Genomic DNA, 17892 nt, shown 5'->3' with positions numbered 1-17892 from the left:
TGCCTGACATGCAGCTCCCGGACATGAACCTTCTGGTCGCCCTCGACGCGCTGCTCGACGAGGGCAGTGTGGTGGGTGCTGCGCGGCGGATGAATTTGAGCCCGGCGGCGATGAGCCGGACCCTGACGCGCATTCGTGAAGCCATTGGTGATCCGATTCTGGTGCGTGCCGGTCGTGGTCTGGTGCCGACCCCCAAGGCGCTGGCGTTGCGCGAGCAGGTGCGCGATGTCGTGGAGCAAGCGTCGCTGCTGTTTCGCTCCGCCGATGACGTGGATCTGGGCAGCTTGCGCCGGCGTTTCAGCATTCGGGCCAACGATTTTTTCGTGGGCGTCTATGGCGGCAAGCTGTTTGACACCATGGAGCGCCAGGCCCCGCAGTGTGAATTGCGCTTTGTCCCCGAGGGCGATGGGGACGACGAAGCTTTGCGCGAAGGCCGCATCGACTTGAGTGTCAGCAACAACCGCCCAGTGATGCCAGAGGTGAAGGTGCAGAACCTCTTCGCCACTCACTTTGTCGGACTCGTGCGCGAGGATCATCCGCTGTTCGAAGAAGAAATTACCGCCGAACGCTATGCCGGGTTTTCCCATATCAGCATGTCTCGTCGCGGAATAGCGCGCGGTCCCATCGATACGGCGCTCAATGCCTTGGGGCTGGAGCGCCGGGTGGCCGTGATTGCGCCGAGTTTTCATGCGGCGATGTTTGCGTTGCCTGATTCCGATTTGATCCTGCCGGTGCCCAAGGAGGCGCTGTTGAGCGTCCGTCGGCTGGGCCTGAAGCTGCGATCGTTCACCCTGCCGATTCCGCTGCCGACCATCATGCTGACCCAGGCCTGGCACCCGCGATTTGACAAGGACCCGGCACATCGCTGGATGCGCGAAACCTTGAAGTCCTGCTGCGACGAAACGTGGCTGGCTGCGCAACCTGCTTGAGATTTATCCCCGATCCTGTAGGAGTGAGCCTGCTCGCGATAGCGGTCTATCAGTCACCTCCATGCTGTCAGGGGCCATCGCTATCGCGTGCAGACTCGCTCCCTCAAGGACCCCAGGATCTGGACAACCATTACTGCACCAAACGCACTTATAACCTGCCGATAAGTTGATTTTCGTCAGCACTCACACTTCTTAAAATGCTCCGGTATTCAATCCCGGAGCCTGCAGTACATGACTTCCCTCACGGTCTCGGCACCGCTTGCCACGGCCGCTGCCTCGCCGCCGGTGTTCGGTCCGCGAATCATCATTGGCCTCGTTGGCGTGCTGATTGCCGTGCTGGTATCTGGCCTCAACGAGATGGTCACCAAAGTGGCCCTGGCCGACATTCGTGGCGCGATGGGCATCGGCTATGACGAAGGCACCTGGCTGGTCGCCAGTTACACCGCGACCTCGGTGGCGGCCATGGCGTTCGCCCCCTGGTGTTCAGTCACGTTTTCCCTGCGGCGGTTCACCCTCTGCGCCATCAGCGTTTTCACTCTCTTGGGCGTGCTCTGCCCATTGGCCCCCAATTACGAAAGCCTGCTGGTGATGCGCACGTTGCAGGGCCTGGCGGGTGGCGCGTTGCCGCCAATGTTGATGACCGTTGCGCTGCGCTTTTTACCCGCCAACGTGAAGCTGTACGGCCTGGCGGATTATGCCCTGACGGCGACATTCGGCCCTGGCCTGGGTACGCCGCTGGCCGGGCTATGGACCGAGTATGTGAGCTGGCACTGGACGTTCTGGCAAATCATCGCGCCGTGTCTGCTGGCAATGCTGGCGGTGGCGTACGGCTTGCCCCAGGACCCGCTGCGCCTGGAGCGTTTCAAGCAATTCAACTGGCGCGGCTTGCTCCTGGGTTTTCCCGCAATCTGCATGCTGGTGATCGGGATCCTGCAAGGCAATCGGCTGGACTGGTTCGAGTCGAGCCTGATCTGTGCATTGCTCGGTGGCGGGTCACTGCTGCTGGTGCTGTTTCTGATCAATGAATGGTCGCAGCCGATTCCTTTTTTCAAGATGCAAATGCTCGGCATCCGCAACCTGTCATTCGCCTTGCTGACCCTTGCCGGCGTTTTGGTGGTGCTGCTGGCGGTCATCATCATTCCGTCCAGCTATCTGGCGCAGGTGCAGGGTTACCGCCCGGTGCAGACCGCCCCGATCACGTTGCTGGCAGCGCTGCCCCAGTTGATCGCACTGCCTTTGGTGGCGGCGCTATGTAATTTGCGCCGGGTTGATTGTCGCTGGGTGCTGGGCATTGGCCTGAGCATGCTGGCGCTGTCCTGCGTGGGCGGTTCGCAGCTGACTTCCGTGTGGATTCGCGATGATTTCTACGTGCTGCAACTGCTGCAGATCTTCGGCCAGCCCATGGCTGTTTTACCGCTGTTGATGCTTTCCACCGGCAGCATCAGTCCAATGGAAGGGCCCTACGCTTCGGCCTGGTTCAACACCGTGAAAGGCCTGTCGGCGGTGATCGCAACCGGTGTGATCGAGGCGCTGACCACCGCACGGCTGCATTTTCACTCGACGATGCTGGTCGATCGCCTCGGCAACTCTCCTTGGGTGGACGGCGATAGTGAGGGGCTTGCTCACAGGCTGCACGAACAGGCCGTGGTGCTGACCGCATCGGATCTTTACCTGTGCATGGCTGGCGTTGCACTCGCGATGATCCTGTTGATTTTCTGGCTGCCGACGCGGGTTTATCCGCCCCGTGCGCCGATCTGAATGCTCCACTGAAACAGAAGGTTTTTATGACAACTCAATCCAGAAAAAAAGTGGCCATTGGCGTCGCCGCGGTGGTCGCCGTTGGCGTGTTGATCTGCGTGTTGGTGCCCGGTCTTTTCGGCAAGCGCACGCAGCAGAGCACCAATGACGCCTTTGTCTCGGCGGACTTCACCCTTGTGGCGCCTCGCGTTGCCGGGTTCATCAAGGAAGTGCTGGTGGAAGACAACCAGCAGGTCAAGGCCGGGCAGTTGCTGGCGCTGATTGACGACCGGGATTTGCGCGCCGCTGCGCAGGCCGCCGATGCCGAAACACTGGTCGCCCGGGCTCAGTTGCAAAACGCCCGAGCGACGCTGGAGCGTCAGACGTCGGTGATCGCTCAGGCACAAGCGACTGTCGTCTCTGCCAAGGCTGAAATGGCTTTCGCCGATCATGAATTGAACCGCTACAACCACCTCGCCGGTGTGGGCGCTGGCACGGTGCAAAACGCTCAGCAAGCCCGGACCCGTATCGATCAGGCCACCGCGCGGTTGGCCAATGCGACTGCGGTATTGGCGGCGGAACGCAAGCAAGTCGATATCCTCACCGCCCAGCGCGACGCGGCGGACGGCGGGCTTAAACGTGCGCAAGCGGCGTTGGAAATGGCCAGCTACGAGCTATCTTACACGCGCATCGTCGCGCCGCAGGACGGCATGGTCGGCGAGCGGGCGGTTCGGGTTGGAGCGTATGTCACGCCGGGCAGCAAAATTCTGGCCGTGGTGCCGTTGGAGCAGGCGTATGTGGTGGCCAATTTCCAGGAAACTCAATTGGCTGACGTGCAAGCGGGGCAGAGCGTTCAGGTGCTTGTCGACAGCCTCGATGGTCAGGCCCTGAGGGGGCGTGTCGAGAGCATCGCGCCGGCTACGGGCGTGACCTTTGCGTCGATCAAACCGGATAACGCGACCGGGAATTTCACCAAGGTTGTGCAGCGAATCCCGGTGAAGATCGTGCTCGATCCGGGTCAGCCATTGGCCGAGCGGCTGCGGGTGGGAATGTCGGTGGAGGCGAGTATTGATACTGTCGGTGCCGACAAGCATGAGGTAGCGCAGCGATGAACAGCAGCCACCACTTGCCCCCTTGCCACAAGGTCTGCGTTCGCTCAATCGCATTTGTGCTGAGCTTGTCGTCGTTGAGCGCCTGCACCGTCGGCCCCGATTTCCAAAAACCACAGCCACAACAGATCGCCGAATGGTCAGCACCACAGAAAGCCGCCGCCAGCCAGGCCATTGCTGAACCCATGGACGAACGCTGGTGGGACGTCTTCCACGACCCCAAACTTTCGGCCCTGACCCAGCGCGCCTTGACCGATAACCTCGACCTCAAACTCGCCAGCAGCCGCTTGCAGCAAAGCCGCGCAGCACGTCAGGTAATCACTGCCGAGCGCTATCCGAACACTGCCGCCACGGGCAGTTACGGGCGCAAACGCAACAGCGGCGAAGGCCTGAGCGACCCGTCCGGACACAATGGCGACTCGGCGTTCAACCTGTGGGACGCCGGCTTCTCCGCGTCCTGGGAACTGGATTTCTGGGGGCGTGTACGGCGCGAGACCGAAGCCGCCGATGCCACGCTCGAAGTCGCCGAAAACGACCGTCGCGGCGTATTGCTGTCGGTCCTTGCCGAAACCGCCCAGGACTACATTCAACTGCGTGGCGTGCAAAGCACTCGCGCAGTCACCGAGCAGAATCTCGATGTCGCTCGCCACAGCCTGAAGCTTTCACAGTTGCGCCTCGCCGACGGTGTTGCCACGGACCTGGATGTCGCTGAAGCCGCCGCGCAAGTTGCCGCTATCGAATCCCGCCTGCCGGCGCTTGAGCAGCGCCAGTCGCAGCTGATCAACGCGCTCAGCTTGTTGATGGGTGAACCGCCGCACGCGCTGTCCGTTGAGTTATCCACCGATGCGCCGGTGCCGCAAACGCCGCCTCAAATCGCTATTGGCCTGCCATCGCAACTGGCCGAGCGTCGCCCTGACATCCGCCAGGCCGAAGCGCGCCTGCATGCCGCCACCGCGAACATCGGTGTGGCCAAGGGGGATTTTTATCCGCGGATTACCTTGTCCGGCAACGTGGGCTCCCAAGCCATGCAACTCAGCGATTTAGGTTCCTGGGGGTCGCGTGCCTTTGGCATCGGCCCGCAATTCAGCCTGCCGCTGTTCGATGGCGGGCGCCTGCGTGGCGTGCTTAACCTGCGTGAAGCGCAGCAACAGGAAGCCGCCATCGCCTACCAACAAACCGTGTTGCGCGCCTGGCATGAAATCGACGATCAGCTGAGCGCCTTCAACGCCAGCCAACGGCGCCGCGACAGCCTCGCCGAAGCCGTGCGCCAGAACCAGATCGCACTGAGCACCGCGCAACATCAATACGTGGAAGGCGTCGTCGATTTCGTCAACGTCCTCACCGTGCAAGGGGCATTGCTGGCCACGCAGGAACAGTGGGTAGAGAGCTCGACCGGCGTGTCGTTGGCGATGGTCGGTTTGTACAAGGCGTTGGGCGGGGGATGGGAATCGGTGTATCCGCTGGCGGTGCAGCGTTGAGTGAAAGGAGGTGGAGCTGTTTTGTAGGATGTGTCTTGATTTATTTTTGTGGGAATTATTGATCTCTTCGAGCGATTAGCATCTTCTCCCCTGTTCTTTGACGATAAATACGCTCCTATGACTGCCGACCCGTATGCGACTCCGACCTCTGAGCTGTCAAACACTACGACCTGCAATCCCGCTTTTTATGTGGTGAGCAAAAGCAAATTCGCGCTGTTGTTCGTATCTACTTGTGGCTTTTATTTACCTTATTGGTTTTACAAAAACTGGAAGCAACAGCGGGCAGCCGGCAACAACGTCCTGCCTTTATTGCGTACGATTTTCGGGGTCTTTTTCATTTACTCCCTACTCGTCAGAATCGACCGGAAGATCAGGGCCTCAGATCGTCAGTTGCGCTGGTTTCCGAGAAGTCTCGCCGTCGGTGTAATCACAATCGCGTGCGTGGGTATTGCGAGAGCATGGGTGCCTGATTTTCGTATCAGCTTTGCAATAAGCCTTACGGTTGTACTTCTGCAAACGTGCTTCTTGCTGCGTGTGCAAGGGGCAATCAATTTTTCTGAAAATGACCCGGATGGCACGAGCAATTCCTCGCTCACTTTCTCTAATTGGGTGTGGGTTGCGCTGGGTTTATGCATATGGGGACTGTCGATTTTCGCTTTGTATCTCCAGTTGTAGAATGTGGCGTTTCACGTGAAATGGATTCGTTGCCTTGGCGGCATAGCCGCTGATCAATGTCGTTTTGCCAGTCGCTGCGTAAAGTGTAATGATAATTGCTATCAATCACGCACGTAGACCTCCCATGGACGCAACAACTGACGGCAACGATTCGATTCATCGTCTTTACCGCGATAACCATGGCTGGTTGCAAGGCTGGTTGCGTAAGCGCCTGGGTGATCGTGAGCATGCGGCGGATGTGGCGCAGGAGACGTTCCTGCGCCTGCTGGTGTCGGGGCGCTTGCCCGGTCCGCAGGAGAGTCGCAGCTACCTCGCGCAGATTGCCCGCAACCTGGTGATCGACCAGTGGCGGCGTCTGCGCATCGAGCGCGCTTATCTGGAGAGCATCGCGCATCTGCCGGAGCCCGAATCGCCGTCGCTCGAAACCCGGGCCTTGATCCTTGAAACGCTGACCCAGATCGATGCGATGCTCGATCGCATGCCGGATAACGTGCGCCAGGCTTTTCTGCTCTCGCAATTCGAAGGGCTGAGTTATGCGCAAATTGCCGAGCGGCTCGGGGTTACCGTCAGCTCGGTGCAGAAGTACATGACCCGCGCGATCCTGGCCTGCTATCAACTGGTCTACGAATCATGAACCGCGCCCACGATGCGCCCATCGAGCCTGCCATCGTCGAGCAAGCCAGTGAATGGTTGATGCTGCACTGGGGCGGCGACCTGGATGCAGAAAAGCGTCAGGCCTTCACGCTTTGGCAGCAGGCCCATCCGGAACACCGCCGCGCCTGGCAGCGATTGCAGCAGTTGCAGGAAACCTTCGGCGCGGTGCCGGCCGGTCGTGCACGGGCCGTACTGCGCGATAGCCCTGATCCACAGCGCCGCGCCGCCTTGAAGATGCTGGGCCTTCTACTGGTTGCCGGTGGCAGCGGCTATCTGCTGCAGAACCAGGTGTCCTGGCGCGCAACCTTTGCCGAACACCGCACCGCCACCGGCGAGATTCGCCACATGACCTTGAGCGACGGCACCCGGCTCGACCTCAACAGCAACAGTGCGATTGACCTGCGTTTTACTGCGCAAGAGCGCCGGATAAAGCTGATCCGGGGCGAGATTCTGCTCACCAGCGGAAACGACCCCGTCCGCCCATTGATCGTGGAAACCGCCAGTGGGGATGTCCAGGCATTGGGAACACGGTTCTCTGTACGTGAAATGGACGACGGCGCCCGTGTCGAACTGTATGAAGGCCAACTGCGCATCAGCCCTCGGCATGCAGCGCCGGTGCTGATTAGTGCAGGCAACAGCGTATGGTTCAGCGCCAATGGCACCGACCCGATGAAGCCTGCGAACCCGAACGGCAGCAGTTGGAGCCAAGGGCGTCTGGTGGCCGAGCGTCAGCCGCTGGGTCGGTTCCTGGCCGAGCTGGCGCGTTATCGACCGGGCTGGATTCGCTGCGATGACACGGTCTCGCACTTGCTGCTGACCGGCGTTTTTCCACTCGACAACACAGACACCGTCCTGGCCGCTCTCGAACGCACATTGCCCGTGCGGGTCGAGTCGGTGACCCGTTATTGGGTGACGGTGAAACGCCGCGTCTGATATCTAAAAAAAATTTAAGAAGCGCTTGTCCGGTTTTCATGCCCCGTCCGGGATACCTCTTGAAAGCAAATCAAGAAGCATTCTCATGGGGAGTTCCGGAATGCCACATCATCCGACACAGACGTTTTTTCCGTTCAATGGCGTATTGCGCCGCGGCGTGTTCGCCACTTTGCTGGCCACCACGCCACTGCTGCCGAACCTGGCCTGGGCGGATGGCGCCAGCGTGAGTCAGGTGCGTCAGTACAGCATCGCTGCGGGTAATCTCGATCAGGTTCTGAATCGTTTTGCCAGTGACGCGGGAATTCTGCTGTCGGTGGATGCGCAACTCACCGAGGGCAAGCGCAGCACCGGACTACAGGGGCGTTTCGACGTGGCCCAAGGGCTTGAACGGGTGCTCGCCGGCAGTGGCTTGCAGGCTGTCTACGCCCAAGGCGGCTGGTCATTGCAGCCGATCGCGGGAGGCGGTCCATTGCAACTGGGCGCCACACGCGTCAGCGCTACCGAGGCGGTTGAAAATGCCTGGGGCCCGGTCGACGGCATCGTCGCCAAGCGCAGCGCCACCGGCACCAAGACCGATGCGGCGTTGGTGGAAATTCCGCAAACCATCAACGTCGTCACCGCCGCCGAGATCAGTTCCCGTAGCGCCCAAAGCGTGACCGAAGCCCTGCGCTACACGCCGGGCATTACCGGTGGTGGCTTTTCCGACCGCGTGAAGATTTTCGATAAGCCGACGTCGCGAGGGTTCTCGCCTACGCCGATTTACCTCGATGGCTTGCACCTGCCTTATGGCGGCGGCAGTACCGGTGGCGCGCTGCAAATCGAGCCCTACTCGCTGGAGCGTATCGAGGTACTCAAAGGCCCGGCGTCGGTGCTGTACGGCCAGAATCAGCCCGGCGGTATCGTGAATCTGGTCAGTAAGCGTCCGACCGAAACCGCCTTGCATCAAATCAAATTCGAGGCCGGCAGCTACGACCATAAAAGCGCTGCCATCGACCTCGGTGGCCCGCTCGACGATGAAGGCAAGTTTCTCTACCGCCTGACCGCGCTGGCCAACGACAGCAACGATGAGATCGACTATGTCGAGGAAAAACGCCAGTTCATCGCCCCCAGTTTCACCTGGCGTCCGAGTGAAGACACCAGCCTGACGCTCTTTGCCCAGTACCAGAAAGACAAGGGCGTTCCCGAAGCGCAGGGGCTTCCGGCCGTGGGCACGTTGTTCGATAACCCCAATGGCAAGATCGACCGCGACCTGTTCCTCGGTGAGCCCGACGTCAACGATTACCACCGTGAGCAATACGCGTTCGGCTACGAGTTTTCCCATCGGCTGAACGACGTCTGGACCCTGAAACAGAACGCGCGCTACGCACGGGTCAATGACCACTACACCGCGCCGCTGCATGGCTACCGGTTCGTCACCAACCCGATCACCGGGCAAAACGACCAGCGTTACCAGACTCGCTACGGCGTGGACTGGCAACAGGACAACAAAGTCTTCGGTGTGGATAACATTGCCCAGGCCGAGTTCGACACCGGTCCGTTCAGCCACACGGCAATCGTCGGGCTGGATTACTACCACTTCAATTCGAAATTCGACGGTCTGTATGACTACAACCCGCCGATCATCGACTTGTTCACACCGACCTATGGTCAGCCACTGAATTTCGGCAACAACTACCGCTGGGACAACACCATCACCCAGACCGGGTTGTACGCCCAGGATCAGATCAAGCTGGATCAGTGGGTGTTTGTCCTCGGCGGCCGCTATGACTGGGCCGAGACCGACAACAAGCAACCACTGAGCGGTGCTCACACCAGCAGCAAGGATGAGAAATTTACCGGGCGCGGTGGCATCGTCTACCTGTTCGATAACGGCCTGGCGCCTTTCATCAGCTACTCGGAATCGTTCCTGCCGCTCAGCGGCACTAACGTGCAGGGCAAGGCGTTCGACCCTTCTACCGGCAAGCAGTACGAGGCGGGCGTGAAATACCAACCGCCGGGGCAGAACAGTTTCGTGCAGATTTCCGCTTACGAACTGGAGCAGGAAAATATCCTGACCACCGACCTCGGCAACCCCGGGTTCAGCAATCAAAGCGGTGCGATTCGCTCCAAGGGCGTCGAGTTTGAAGCCAAGGCAGAGCTCACCGAAGCGCTGGACGTGATTGCCTCGGCGTCGCGCAACGACATCAAATACACCAAGGACAACGATGGTCGCAAAGGCCGTCATCCGGCGGGCAATCCGCCGCTGACCGCCGCGCTTTGGGTTAATTACACGGTGCTCGGCGATACGCCATTGGCAGGGGTCGGTGCAGGCGTTGGCGCACGTTATGCCCGAGGCAGCTATGGCGATGACTACGAGGGCGCATTTCAGATTGATTCTTACACGGTTTACGACGCTAGCCTGACGTATCACCTGGGAATGTCCGCCTTCAAACTGAAAGGCGTGAAACTGGCGCTGAACGTGAAAAACCTCGCTGACAAGGAATACGTCGCCAGTTGCCGCAGCCAATGGGATTGCTATTACGGGGATGGACGGACGGTGGTGTCGAGCGTGAGTTACGACTGGTAAGTCGCGCTAGTACCGTGGCGAGGGAGCAAGCTCCCTCGCCACAAATGTGCATTTCTTCTTCACGGTTTCGACGACAGATCCGCCATGCCCTTGAGCAATTCGATGGGCAATGGGAAGACAATGGTTGAACTCTTGTCCCCGGCAATCGAACTCAGCGTCTGCATGTAGCGCAATTGCATGGCACCTGGCTGACGGCCCAGCATTTCGGCCGCCTGCATGAGTTTTTCCGAGGCCTGCAATTCGCCTTCGGCATGAATGACTTTCGCCCGGCGTTCGCGCTCGGCTTCGGCTTGCTTGGCGATGGCGCGGACCATCGATTCGTTGAGGTCGACGTGCTTGATTTCGACATTGGCGACCTTGATGCCCCAGGCGTCGGTCTGGGCGTCGAGCACTTGCTGGATGTCGATGTTCAATCGTTCGCGCTCGGCCAGCAATTCATCCAGTTCATGTTTGCCCAGGACCGCGCGCAACGTGGTCTGCGCCAATTGGCTGGTGGCCATGAGGAAATCTTCGACCTGAATGATTGCCTTCTGCGGATCGAGAACACGGAAATACAGCACGGCGTTGACCTTGACCGACACGTTGTCGCGGGTGATCACGTCCTGGGGCGGCACATCGAGCACCACGGTGCGCAGATCGACGCGAACCATCTGCTGGACCACCGGGATCAGCAGGATCAGACCGGGCCCCTTGACCTGCCAGAAACGGCCGAGCTGGAAGACCACACCGCGTTCGTATTCGCGCAGGATGCGAAAGGTCGAACCCGCCAGTGCAATCAGCAACAGCAGCAGCGCGGCAAAACCCAATTGCAGGCCCATGACTATTCTCCAGGCGGTGCCGCGTCAGCCGCGGCGACTTGCAGCAGTAATCCCTTGCGCGCCACCACTCGCACACGTTGCCCCGGTTGCAGCGGTGTGGCGCTGAGTACTTGCCACTGTTCGCCTTGCAGGTGCACCCATCCGGTCAAGGCATTGCCAGCCTGTAATGAAGTGACCGGGGTGACGCTACCAATCAGCCCGGCATCGCCACTGACGTTGTGGCGCGGTCGGGTTTTCAGGGCTTGGATCAGCAGGAAGATCAGCAGCAGCGCACTGACCAATCCCAGGCCGATCATCAACGGCACGGGCACGTCAGTGTTGGTCAGGATCACCGCGCCGATCACGAACATCACAATGCCGCCCAGACCGATCACGCCATAGTTGGGCAAGGCCGCTTCGGCAATCAGAAACGCGATGCCAAAGACGATCAACCAGGCGCCCATCGGGTTGGGCACCAACAGCACAACCGGATCCGCCGCGAGAGCGGAACCGCTCACGGCCAAAAACAGCGCAACGGCACAACAACGGGTAATCACGTGACCCTCCGGGAGAGTCGTCAGGTGGCTCTGTATTCAGTTTAGTCGAGGCTCGGGTTGTATGAATTTTGCTCAGTTGCCGGCTGCGTTCCAGTGGGCAGATTTCCCGCGCGATGGTCCAGGCCCGCCTAGACTTTCAAGGGAGAGACGGGTTTAACCACCGTCCGCCGATCTTCATTGCGGACACCGAGGTGCATCATGCGTATGGCAAGAACCGTGCAGAGCAGCCTGGAAAAAGCCAACTGCGAATTTGACATCGTCACCCACCCTCACTCGGCCAGCAGCCTCGAAACGGCGCGGGTCGCGGGCATTCCTGCCGAACGGGTAGCCAAATCGGTGATCCTCGACGACCACCACGGTCATTACCTGATGGCGGTACTGCCAGCGAGCCGTCATCTGGACCTGAGCAAAGTGCGCGGCAGCGGCGAATGGCAGATCACCCGGGAAAGCACTTTGGCGCATCTGTTCAACGACTGTGAGCGTGGGGCAGTGCCGGCGCTGGGTGAATCCTACGGGCTGGACATGGTCATTGACCCGCTGCTGACCCGGCAGAAAGACATCTACCTGGAGGCCGGCAACCACAACAACTTGCTGCACATGAGCATGCCGGAGTTTCTGAAAATGGTGCCGCATGCTGAAGTGTGCGAGCTGAGTCATTGAGGTTTACGGCGTCAGTGGAATCGCCATCGCGGGCAAGTCAGGTCGCCGCATCGCACGCTCCCACATGCACCTCGATTTCTGTGGGAGCATGGCTTGCCCGCGATTGACTGCGCAGCAGTCACCTCCCAATCGATTCATTTCCAAGGAGCCAACATGGAATCCCCAACGCACAGCCTCCCATCCCTGTTCAAACAACTCGGCCTGGAAAACGACCCGGTCAGCATCGACCAATTCATCGCCACTCACTCGCCACTCAAACCAGAACTGCACCTGGCAGACGCGTTCTTCTGGAGTGAAAGCCAGGCAGCATTTTTGCGTGACGAGATACTCGAAGACGCGGATTGGGCGGAGGTGGTGGATCAGTTGAATGTGTTGTTGAGGAAGGGGCGAGGTGTGTGACGGGCTAGAGCCCGTCTAAGGGAAAAACGGCGTTCGATATCTTCGTGGCTGATACCTTGCCCTTCCAGCATCGATAACTGCGCTATTGCCACTTTTTCCTGCAAAAAGCTTCTGTATTCATCCTCCGATGGAGAATGCAGGTCATTGCCTGAATTCGAACAAGAAAGATCAGTCATTAGTAATCCCAGGTCGGAATATTGGGCAATTTTTCCGACTTTACATCGAGGCAGGCGACAAACAGCACGTGTTCTTCAGCGGTAAATTGTTTCAAAACTTGACCGCCTTTCCCTTCAAATGCGATATTGATAGTTAGCAAACTAACAGTGTGTGCATTCCCTCGTGCCGAAGAACCTCGACGCTCTCCAGATGAACATCAGCAGTGCCATGGTGGTGGCCGCCAGGCATTGGCGGAAGATCTGCCAGACCACGCTGGTCAATTATGGAATCTCCGAAGCCTGCGCCGTCCCGTTGTTGATGATCGGGCGTCTGGGGGAGGGTGTGCGGCAGGTCACGGTGGCGCAGGCAGCGGGGATGGAAAGTCCTTCGCTGGTGCGTTTGCTCGATCAGCTTTGCCATTCTGGCTATGTGTGCCGAACCGCCGACGCCCATGATCGCCGCGCCAAATGTTTGAGCCTCACCGAGCGTGGGCGGGAGCTGGTACAGGCGGTCGAAATTGAGCTGGTGCGCCTGCGCCACGAAGTACTCGAAGGGATCGACCAGAGTGATCTGGAAGCGACGCTGCGAGTGCTGAGAGCCTTTGAAGGCGCGAATGCGCCGTCGGTGGTCGCCTCTTGAACGGATTTTTTACCGGCATGCCCCCAGCACGGGACTGGTTCTACGGTGTGCGCACGTTTGCGGCGTCGATGATCGCGCTGTACATCGCCATGCTCATGCAAATGCCTCGTCCGTATTGGGCGATGGCCACGGTTTATATCGTCTCCAGCCCGTTCGTCGGCCCTACCAGTTCCAAGGCGCTGTACCGAGCCATTGGTACTTTTCTCGGGGCAATGGCGGCAGTGTTTTTCGTGCCGATGTTCGTTCAGAGCCCTTATGTGCTGGTGGTCGTCATCGCCTTGTGGACCGGAACGCTGCTGTTCCTGTCCCTGCACCTGCGCACCGCCAATAGCTATGCGCTAATGCTCGCCGGCTACACCTTGCCGCTGATCGCCCTGCCGGTGGTGGATAACCCGCTTGCGGTGTGGGACGTGGCCGAGGCGCGCACGGAAGAGATCTTTCTGGGCATCGCCGTCGCGGCGGTGATGGGTGCCATGTTCTGGCCGCGAAGGCTGGCGCCGGTGTTCAACGATTCGGTGAGCAAATGGTTTACCGATGCCTCGACCTACAGCCTGCGGTTTCTCAGCCGGAACGTGCAGCCGGATGAAGTCAGCGCATTGCGCTCCTCGATGGTGACCACCTTCAACTCCCTGGAATTGATGATCGGCCAGTTGCCCCATGAAGGCGCGCGGCCTCAGACCGTGCGCAATACCAAAGAGCTGCGCGGGCGGATGATTCACCTGTTGCCGGTCATCGACGCCCTCGACGACGCGCTGTATGCCCTTGAACGGCGTACGCCCGAGCTGGTGGCCAGGTTCGCTCCGTTGCTCGCCGCGACCACCGAATGGCTCGACCATAAAGACGCCGACCTCAACCGTTGGCAGGCGCTGAAACATCAGCTCGAAGCCCTGCAGCCGAGTGCCGATGAGCTGGAAGATCGCAAGCAGTTGCTGTTCTCCAACGCGATCTATCGCCTCGGTGAGTGGATTGATTTGTGGCAGGACTGTCGCAGCCTGCAATACGCCATCCAGTGCGAAAGCCAGGACAGCTGGCGCGCGGTGTACCGCCACTGGCGTCTGGGTCGCCTGTCGCCGTTCCTGGATCGCGGGCTGATGCTGTATTCGGCGGCGTCCACTGTCACCGCGATCATCGTGGCCTCGGTGTTGTGGATTTTGCTGGGCTGGACCGACGGCGGCAGTGCGGTGATTCTCGCGGCGGTGGCGTGCAGCTTCTTCGCCTCGATGGACGACCCGGCGCCGCAGATTTACCGGTTCTTTTTCTGGACGGCGATGTCGGTCGTGTTCGCCAGCCTCTATCTGTTTCTGGTCCTGCCCAACCTGCATGACTTCCCGATGCTGGTGCTGGCCTTTGCGGTGCCGTTCATTTGCATCGGCACCCTGACGGTCAAGCCGCAGTTCTATTTGGGCATGCTGCTGACGCTGGTCAACACCTCGTCCTTCATCAGCATTCAGGGCGCTTACGACGCGGACTTCCTGAGCTTCGCCAACTCCAATCTGGCCGGCCCCGTCGGTTTGCTGTTTGCTTTTGTCTGGACCCTGATCGTCCGTCCGTTCGGTGCGGAACTGGCGGCCAAACGCCTGACCCGTTTCAGCTGGCGCGACATCGTCAGCCTCACCGAACCGGCCACGCTGTCCGAGCATCGTCACCTGGGTGTGCAGATGCTCGATCGCCTGATGCAGCACCTGCCGCGACTGGCCATCATCGGCCAGGACACTGGTATTGCGCTGCGTGAAGTGCGCGTGGCGCTGAACCTGCTCGACCTGCTGGCCTACACGCCGCGCGTCACCGGTGTGCCGCAAACGCTGCTGCATCAGGTGGTGGCCGAGGTCGGCGAATACTTCAAGGCCTGCCTCAAGGCTGGTGAACGTCTGCCGGCGTCGAGTGCTTTGTTGATGACCCTCGACCGCACCCGTCGTGCACTCAACACCGAGTGCGATGACGGCGCGCGACTGCACTTGCTGCATGCCTTGAGCGGGCTGCGCCTGGCGTTGTTGCCGGGGGTGGAATTTGTCGGCACGGGCGAACTCGAAGAACCGCTTCCCCATGGCATCGATGGAGCGCCTTTATGATCGGTGATCTGGATATCAGCGGAGTGTTCCTGCCTACGCTGCTGGTGCTGATGGGCATTACGTATGTGATTTTCCTGCTGGTGCACGGGCTGCTGACGCGTCTGCACTTTTACCGTCTGGTCTGGCACCGGGCATTGTTTAACGTGGCTCTCTACGCCCTGCTCCTCGGCGCCGTGGATTCACTCAGTCGATACCTGATGACATGAAAAAACCTTTTTTGACTATCGGTCGCGTGGTCCTGACCCTGCTGATCGTAACCTTCGCTGTCGTCGTGGTCTGGCGCATGGTGATGTACTACATGTTTGCCCCGTGGACCCGGGACGGGCACATCCGCGCCGACATCGTGCAGATCGCACCGGACGTGTCCGGGCTGATCCAGACCGTGGAAGTGCGCGACAACCAGTTGGTGAAACGGGGTCAGGTGCTGTTCAGCATCGATCAGGACCGTTTCAAACTGGCGTTGCGCCAGGCCAAGGCCGCTGTGGCCGACCGCCAGGAAACCCTGGCTCAGGCGCAACGCGAGCACAAGCGTAACCGTGGCCTGGGCAACCTGGTGCCTGGCGAGCAACTGGAAGAAAGCCAGTCCCGCGTAGCCCGCGCCGAAGTGGCCCTGATGGAAGCTCAGGTGGCGGTGGACAGCGCCCAGCTCAACCTGGATCGCTCGACCATTCGCAGCCCGGTGGACGGCTATGTCAACGATCGCGCCCCGCGCACCCAGGAGTTCGTCACGGCCGGACGTCCGGTGTTGTCGGTGGTCGACAGCAATTCTTTTCACATCGACGGGTATTTCGAAGAGACCAAACTGGACGGCATTCACGTCGGTCAGAGCGTCGATATTCGGGTCGTGGGCGACCGTGCTCGTTTGCGTGGGCACGTCGAAAGCATCGTGGCGGGTATTGAAGACCGTGACCGCAGCAGCGGCAGTAACCTGCTGCCCAACGTCAATCCGGCGTTCAGCTGGGTGCGGCTGGCCCAGCGGATTCCGGTACGAATTGCCTTCGACGACGTGCCGGCAGATTTCCGCATGATCGCCGGGCGGACCGCGACGGTGTCGATCATCGACGATCAGCAGGAGCCCGCGAAATGAGCAGGGCCTCAGGTTTGGCGGTCGCCGGATTAGGCCTGTTGCTGTCAGCGTGTCAGGTGGTCGGGCCGGATTACCATTTGCCTGACGAAGCCGCGGTGCACCGTGATGATTTTCAGGGTGAGCTGGCGGTGAACGACAAGAACGTTGTTTCGGCGCCGGTGCCCAGTGATTGGTGGCGGTTGTACAAAGACCCGCGCCTCGATCAGTTGGTCCAGCAAGCCATGGCCACCAATACCGATTTACGCGTCGCCGCGGCCAGTCTTTTAAGGGCGCGAGCTCAAGTCGACGAAGCCGAAGCGGCCGGGGGCTGGAGTGGTGGCGTGAAGATCGGCGCCCAGCGTTTGCAGGAGTCCGGCGAAGCGTTTCTGCTGCCGGAAAAAGTGCCCGTGGCCAACGTTGGCGACATCGGCATTACCACCTCGTATCAGTTCGACCTGTTCGGCACGTTGCAGCGCGGTATCGAGGCGGCGAAAGCCAATGCCGATGCGACACAAGCCGCAGCCGATACCGCACGAATCACCCTGGTGGCCGACGTCGTTCGGGCTTATACCCAGGTTTGCGCGGCCAATGAAGAGCGGGAAATCGCCCAGCATTCCCTCGACTTGCAGGCCCAGGGCACCACGTTGATCCAGCGGTTGCGCGACGCCGGGCGTGGCGATGAAACCCAGGTCACTCGCTCGCAAACCCAGTTCAAATCCCTGCGCGCCGAGATGCCGCGTTATGAGGCTGCGCGCCAGGCCGGCTTGTTCCGTCTGTCGATGCTGTTGGCCAAACCGGTGGACCAGCTGCCGGCCGGCACCGCCACCTGCGCCGAACTGCCGAAAATTGCCCAGCTGTTGCCGGTGGGCGACGGCGCGACCTTGCTCAAGCGCCGCCCCGATGTACGCCAGGCCGAACGCAGACTCGCCGCCGCGACCGCCGGTATCGGCATTGCCACCGGCGAGTTGTACCCGGACATCAGCATCGGCGCGTCCGTCGGTACCGTCGGCATTCTGGAAAACCTTGGCAAGCCGGCCACCAATCGCTGGGGTTTCGGTCCATTGCTGACCTGGACCGTCCCGTCCAATGGCTCACGGGCGCGCATTCGTGAGGCCGAAGCGACAACCCAAGGCTCGCTGGCGCATTTCGATGGCGTGGTGCTCAACGCCATCCGCGAGACCCAGACCGGTCTGGCCCAGTATTCGGCATTGCTGCAACGACGCGATGCCCTCGCCGATGCCGAGCAATCCGCGCAACAGGCGGCAGACCAGACCCACCGCTTCTTCCAGGCCGGCCGCGCGTCATTCCTGGCGGACTTGCAGGCCACCCGGACCTACACCGATGTGCGGGCACAACTGGCTGCCGCCAACACTCAAGTCGCCATGAGCCAGATCGATTTGTTCCTCGCATTGGGTGGCGGTTGGGAAAGCGGACGAACGCAAGGCTCGAACGCCAGCAAACCCTGAGG

General features: G+C 60.3%; 17 protein-coding genes. 15 read left to right on the top strand and 2 right to left on the bottom strand.

The annotated features are described in order from the left end of the window. The first annotated feature begins 8 nt into the window (after positions 1–8). The 8 genes from H7698_RS14755 (at position 9) to H7698_RS14720 (ending at position 10081) form a co-directional block, all read left to right on the top strand. Positions 9–929: a LysR family transcriptional regulator gene (locus tag H7698_RS14755; RefSeq protein ID WP_194691857.1), complete on the top strand. Its 921-nt coding sequence runs from the start codon at positions 9–11 to the stop codon at positions 927–929. 231 nt (positions 930–1160) lie between these two features. Further along, the gene (locus tag H7698_RS14750) at positions 1161–2687 is read left to right on the top strand and encodes an MFS transporter (protein ID WP_194691856.1); all 1527 of its coding nucleotides are present in this window, start codon (positions 1161–1163) and stop codon (positions 2685–2687) included. 26 nt (positions 2688–2713) lie between these two features. Continuing rightward, the gene (locus H7698_RS14745; protein WP_194691855.1) at positions 2714–3778 is read left to right on the top strand and encodes an HlyD family secretion protein; all 1065 of its coding nucleotides are present in this window, start codon (positions 2714–2716) and stop codon (positions 3776–3778) included. Further along, on the top strand, positions 3775–5253 hold the full coding sequence (locus H7698_RS14740; RefSeq protein WP_235992848.1) for an efflux transporter outer membrane subunit: 1479 nt from the start codon (positions 3775–3777) through the stop codon (positions 5251–5253). Before H7698_RS14745 ends, H7698_RS14740 begins: the two co-directional genes overlap by 4 nt. A gap of 48 nt (positions 5254–5301) precedes the next feature. Next, positions 5302–5928 carry a hypothetical protein gene (locus H7698_RS14735; RefSeq protein ID WP_162440855.1) on the top strand — a complete coding sequence of 209 codons (627 nt, stop codon included), beginning with the start codon at positions 5302–5304 and terminating at the stop codon, positions 5926–5928. Between the two features lie 124 nt (positions 5929–6052). After that, positions 6053–6562 carry a sigma-70 family RNA polymerase sigma factor gene (locus H7698_RS14730; RefSeq protein WP_194691854.1) on the top strand — a complete coding sequence of 170 codons (510 nt, stop codon included), beginning with the start codon at positions 6053–6055 and terminating at the stop codon, positions 6560–6562. Continuing rightward, positions 6559–7515, top strand: coding sequence for a FecR domain-containing protein (locus tag H7698_RS14725; protein WP_194691853.1), 957 nt, complete (start codon positions 6559–6561; stop codon positions 7513–7515). The genes H7698_RS14730 and H7698_RS14725 overlap by 4 nt, the downstream gene beginning before the upstream one ends. A 100-nt stretch (positions 7516–7615) precedes the next feature. Beyond that, positions 7616–10081, top strand: a complete 2466-nt coding sequence (locus H7698_RS14720) for a TonB-dependent siderophore receptor (RefSeq protein WP_194691851.1) — start codon at positions 7616–7618, stop codon at positions 10079–10081. 59 nt (positions 10082–10140) lie between these two features. Here H7698_RS14720 and H7698_RS14715 read toward each other — a convergent pair whose 3' ends face one another. Beyond that, a complete protein-coding gene (locus H7698_RS14715; protein ID WP_162440859.1) occupies positions 10141–10899 on the bottom strand; it encodes a slipin family protein in 759 nt (252 codons plus the stop codon). A 2-nt stretch (positions 10900–10901) separates the two neighbouring features. Then, positions 10902–11435 (bottom strand): NfeD family protein, encoded by a 534-nt coding sequence (locus tag H7698_RS14710; protein WP_194691850.1) that lies wholly within the window; start codon positions 11433–11435, stop codon positions 10902–10904. Between the two features lie 198 nt (positions 11436–11633). On the opposite strand from H7698_RS14710, the gene H7698_RS14705 reads away from it, so the two are divergent. From H7698_RS14705 to H7698_RS14675, 7 genes are all read left to right on the top strand, one after another. Next, on the top strand, positions 11634–12095 hold the full coding sequence (locus H7698_RS14705) for an aminoacyl-tRNA deacylase (protein ID WP_162440861.1): 462 nt from the start codon (positions 11634–11636) through the stop codon (positions 12093–12095). Between the two features lie 153 nt (positions 12096–12248). Then, positions 12249–12494: a DUF2789 domain-containing protein gene (locus tag H7698_RS14700; protein WP_194691849.1), complete on the top strand. Its 246-nt coding sequence runs from the start codon at positions 12249–12251 to the stop codon at positions 12492–12494. 366 nt (positions 12495–12860) lie between these two features. Then, complete coding sequence (locus H7698_RS14695) at positions 12861–13289, top strand: MarR family winged helix-turn-helix transcriptional regulator (protein WP_194691848.1); 429 nt, start codon at positions 12861–12863, stop codon at positions 13287–13289. Then, positions 13286–15358, top strand: coding sequence for an FUSC family protein (locus H7698_RS14690; protein WP_194691846.1), 2073 nt, complete (start codon positions 13286–13288; stop codon positions 15356–15358). The genes H7698_RS14695 and H7698_RS14690 overlap by 4 nt, the downstream gene beginning before the upstream one ends. Further along, entirely contained in the window at positions 15355–15564 is a 210-nt protein-coding gene (locus H7698_RS14685) for a DUF1656 domain-containing protein (protein ID WP_045059488.1), read from the top strand. Before H7698_RS14690 ends, H7698_RS14685 begins: the two co-directional genes overlap by 4 nt. Then, positions 15561–16445, top strand: coding sequence for an efflux RND transporter periplasmic adaptor subunit (locus H7698_RS14680; RefSeq protein ID WP_162440865.1), 885 nt, complete (start codon positions 15561–15563; stop codon positions 16443–16445). Before H7698_RS14685 ends, H7698_RS14680 begins: the two co-directional genes overlap by 4 nt. Next, positions 16442–17890: an efflux transporter outer membrane subunit gene (locus H7698_RS14675; RefSeq protein WP_194691844.1), complete on the top strand. Its 1449-nt coding sequence runs from the start codon at positions 16442–16444 to the stop codon at positions 17888–17890. Before H7698_RS14680 ends, H7698_RS14675 begins: the two co-directional genes overlap by 4 nt. The last annotated feature ends 2 nt before the right edge of the window (positions 17891–17892 follow it).

This window comes from Pseudomonas sp. p50(2008) (assembly GCF_015351605.1).
Classification (GTDB): Bacteria; Pseudomonadota; Gammaproteobacteria; order Pseudomonadales; family Pseudomonadaceae; genus Aquipseudomonas.
Note: the sequence above shows the minus strand (reverse complement) of the source record. Positions and strands in the feature narration are given on the sequence as shown.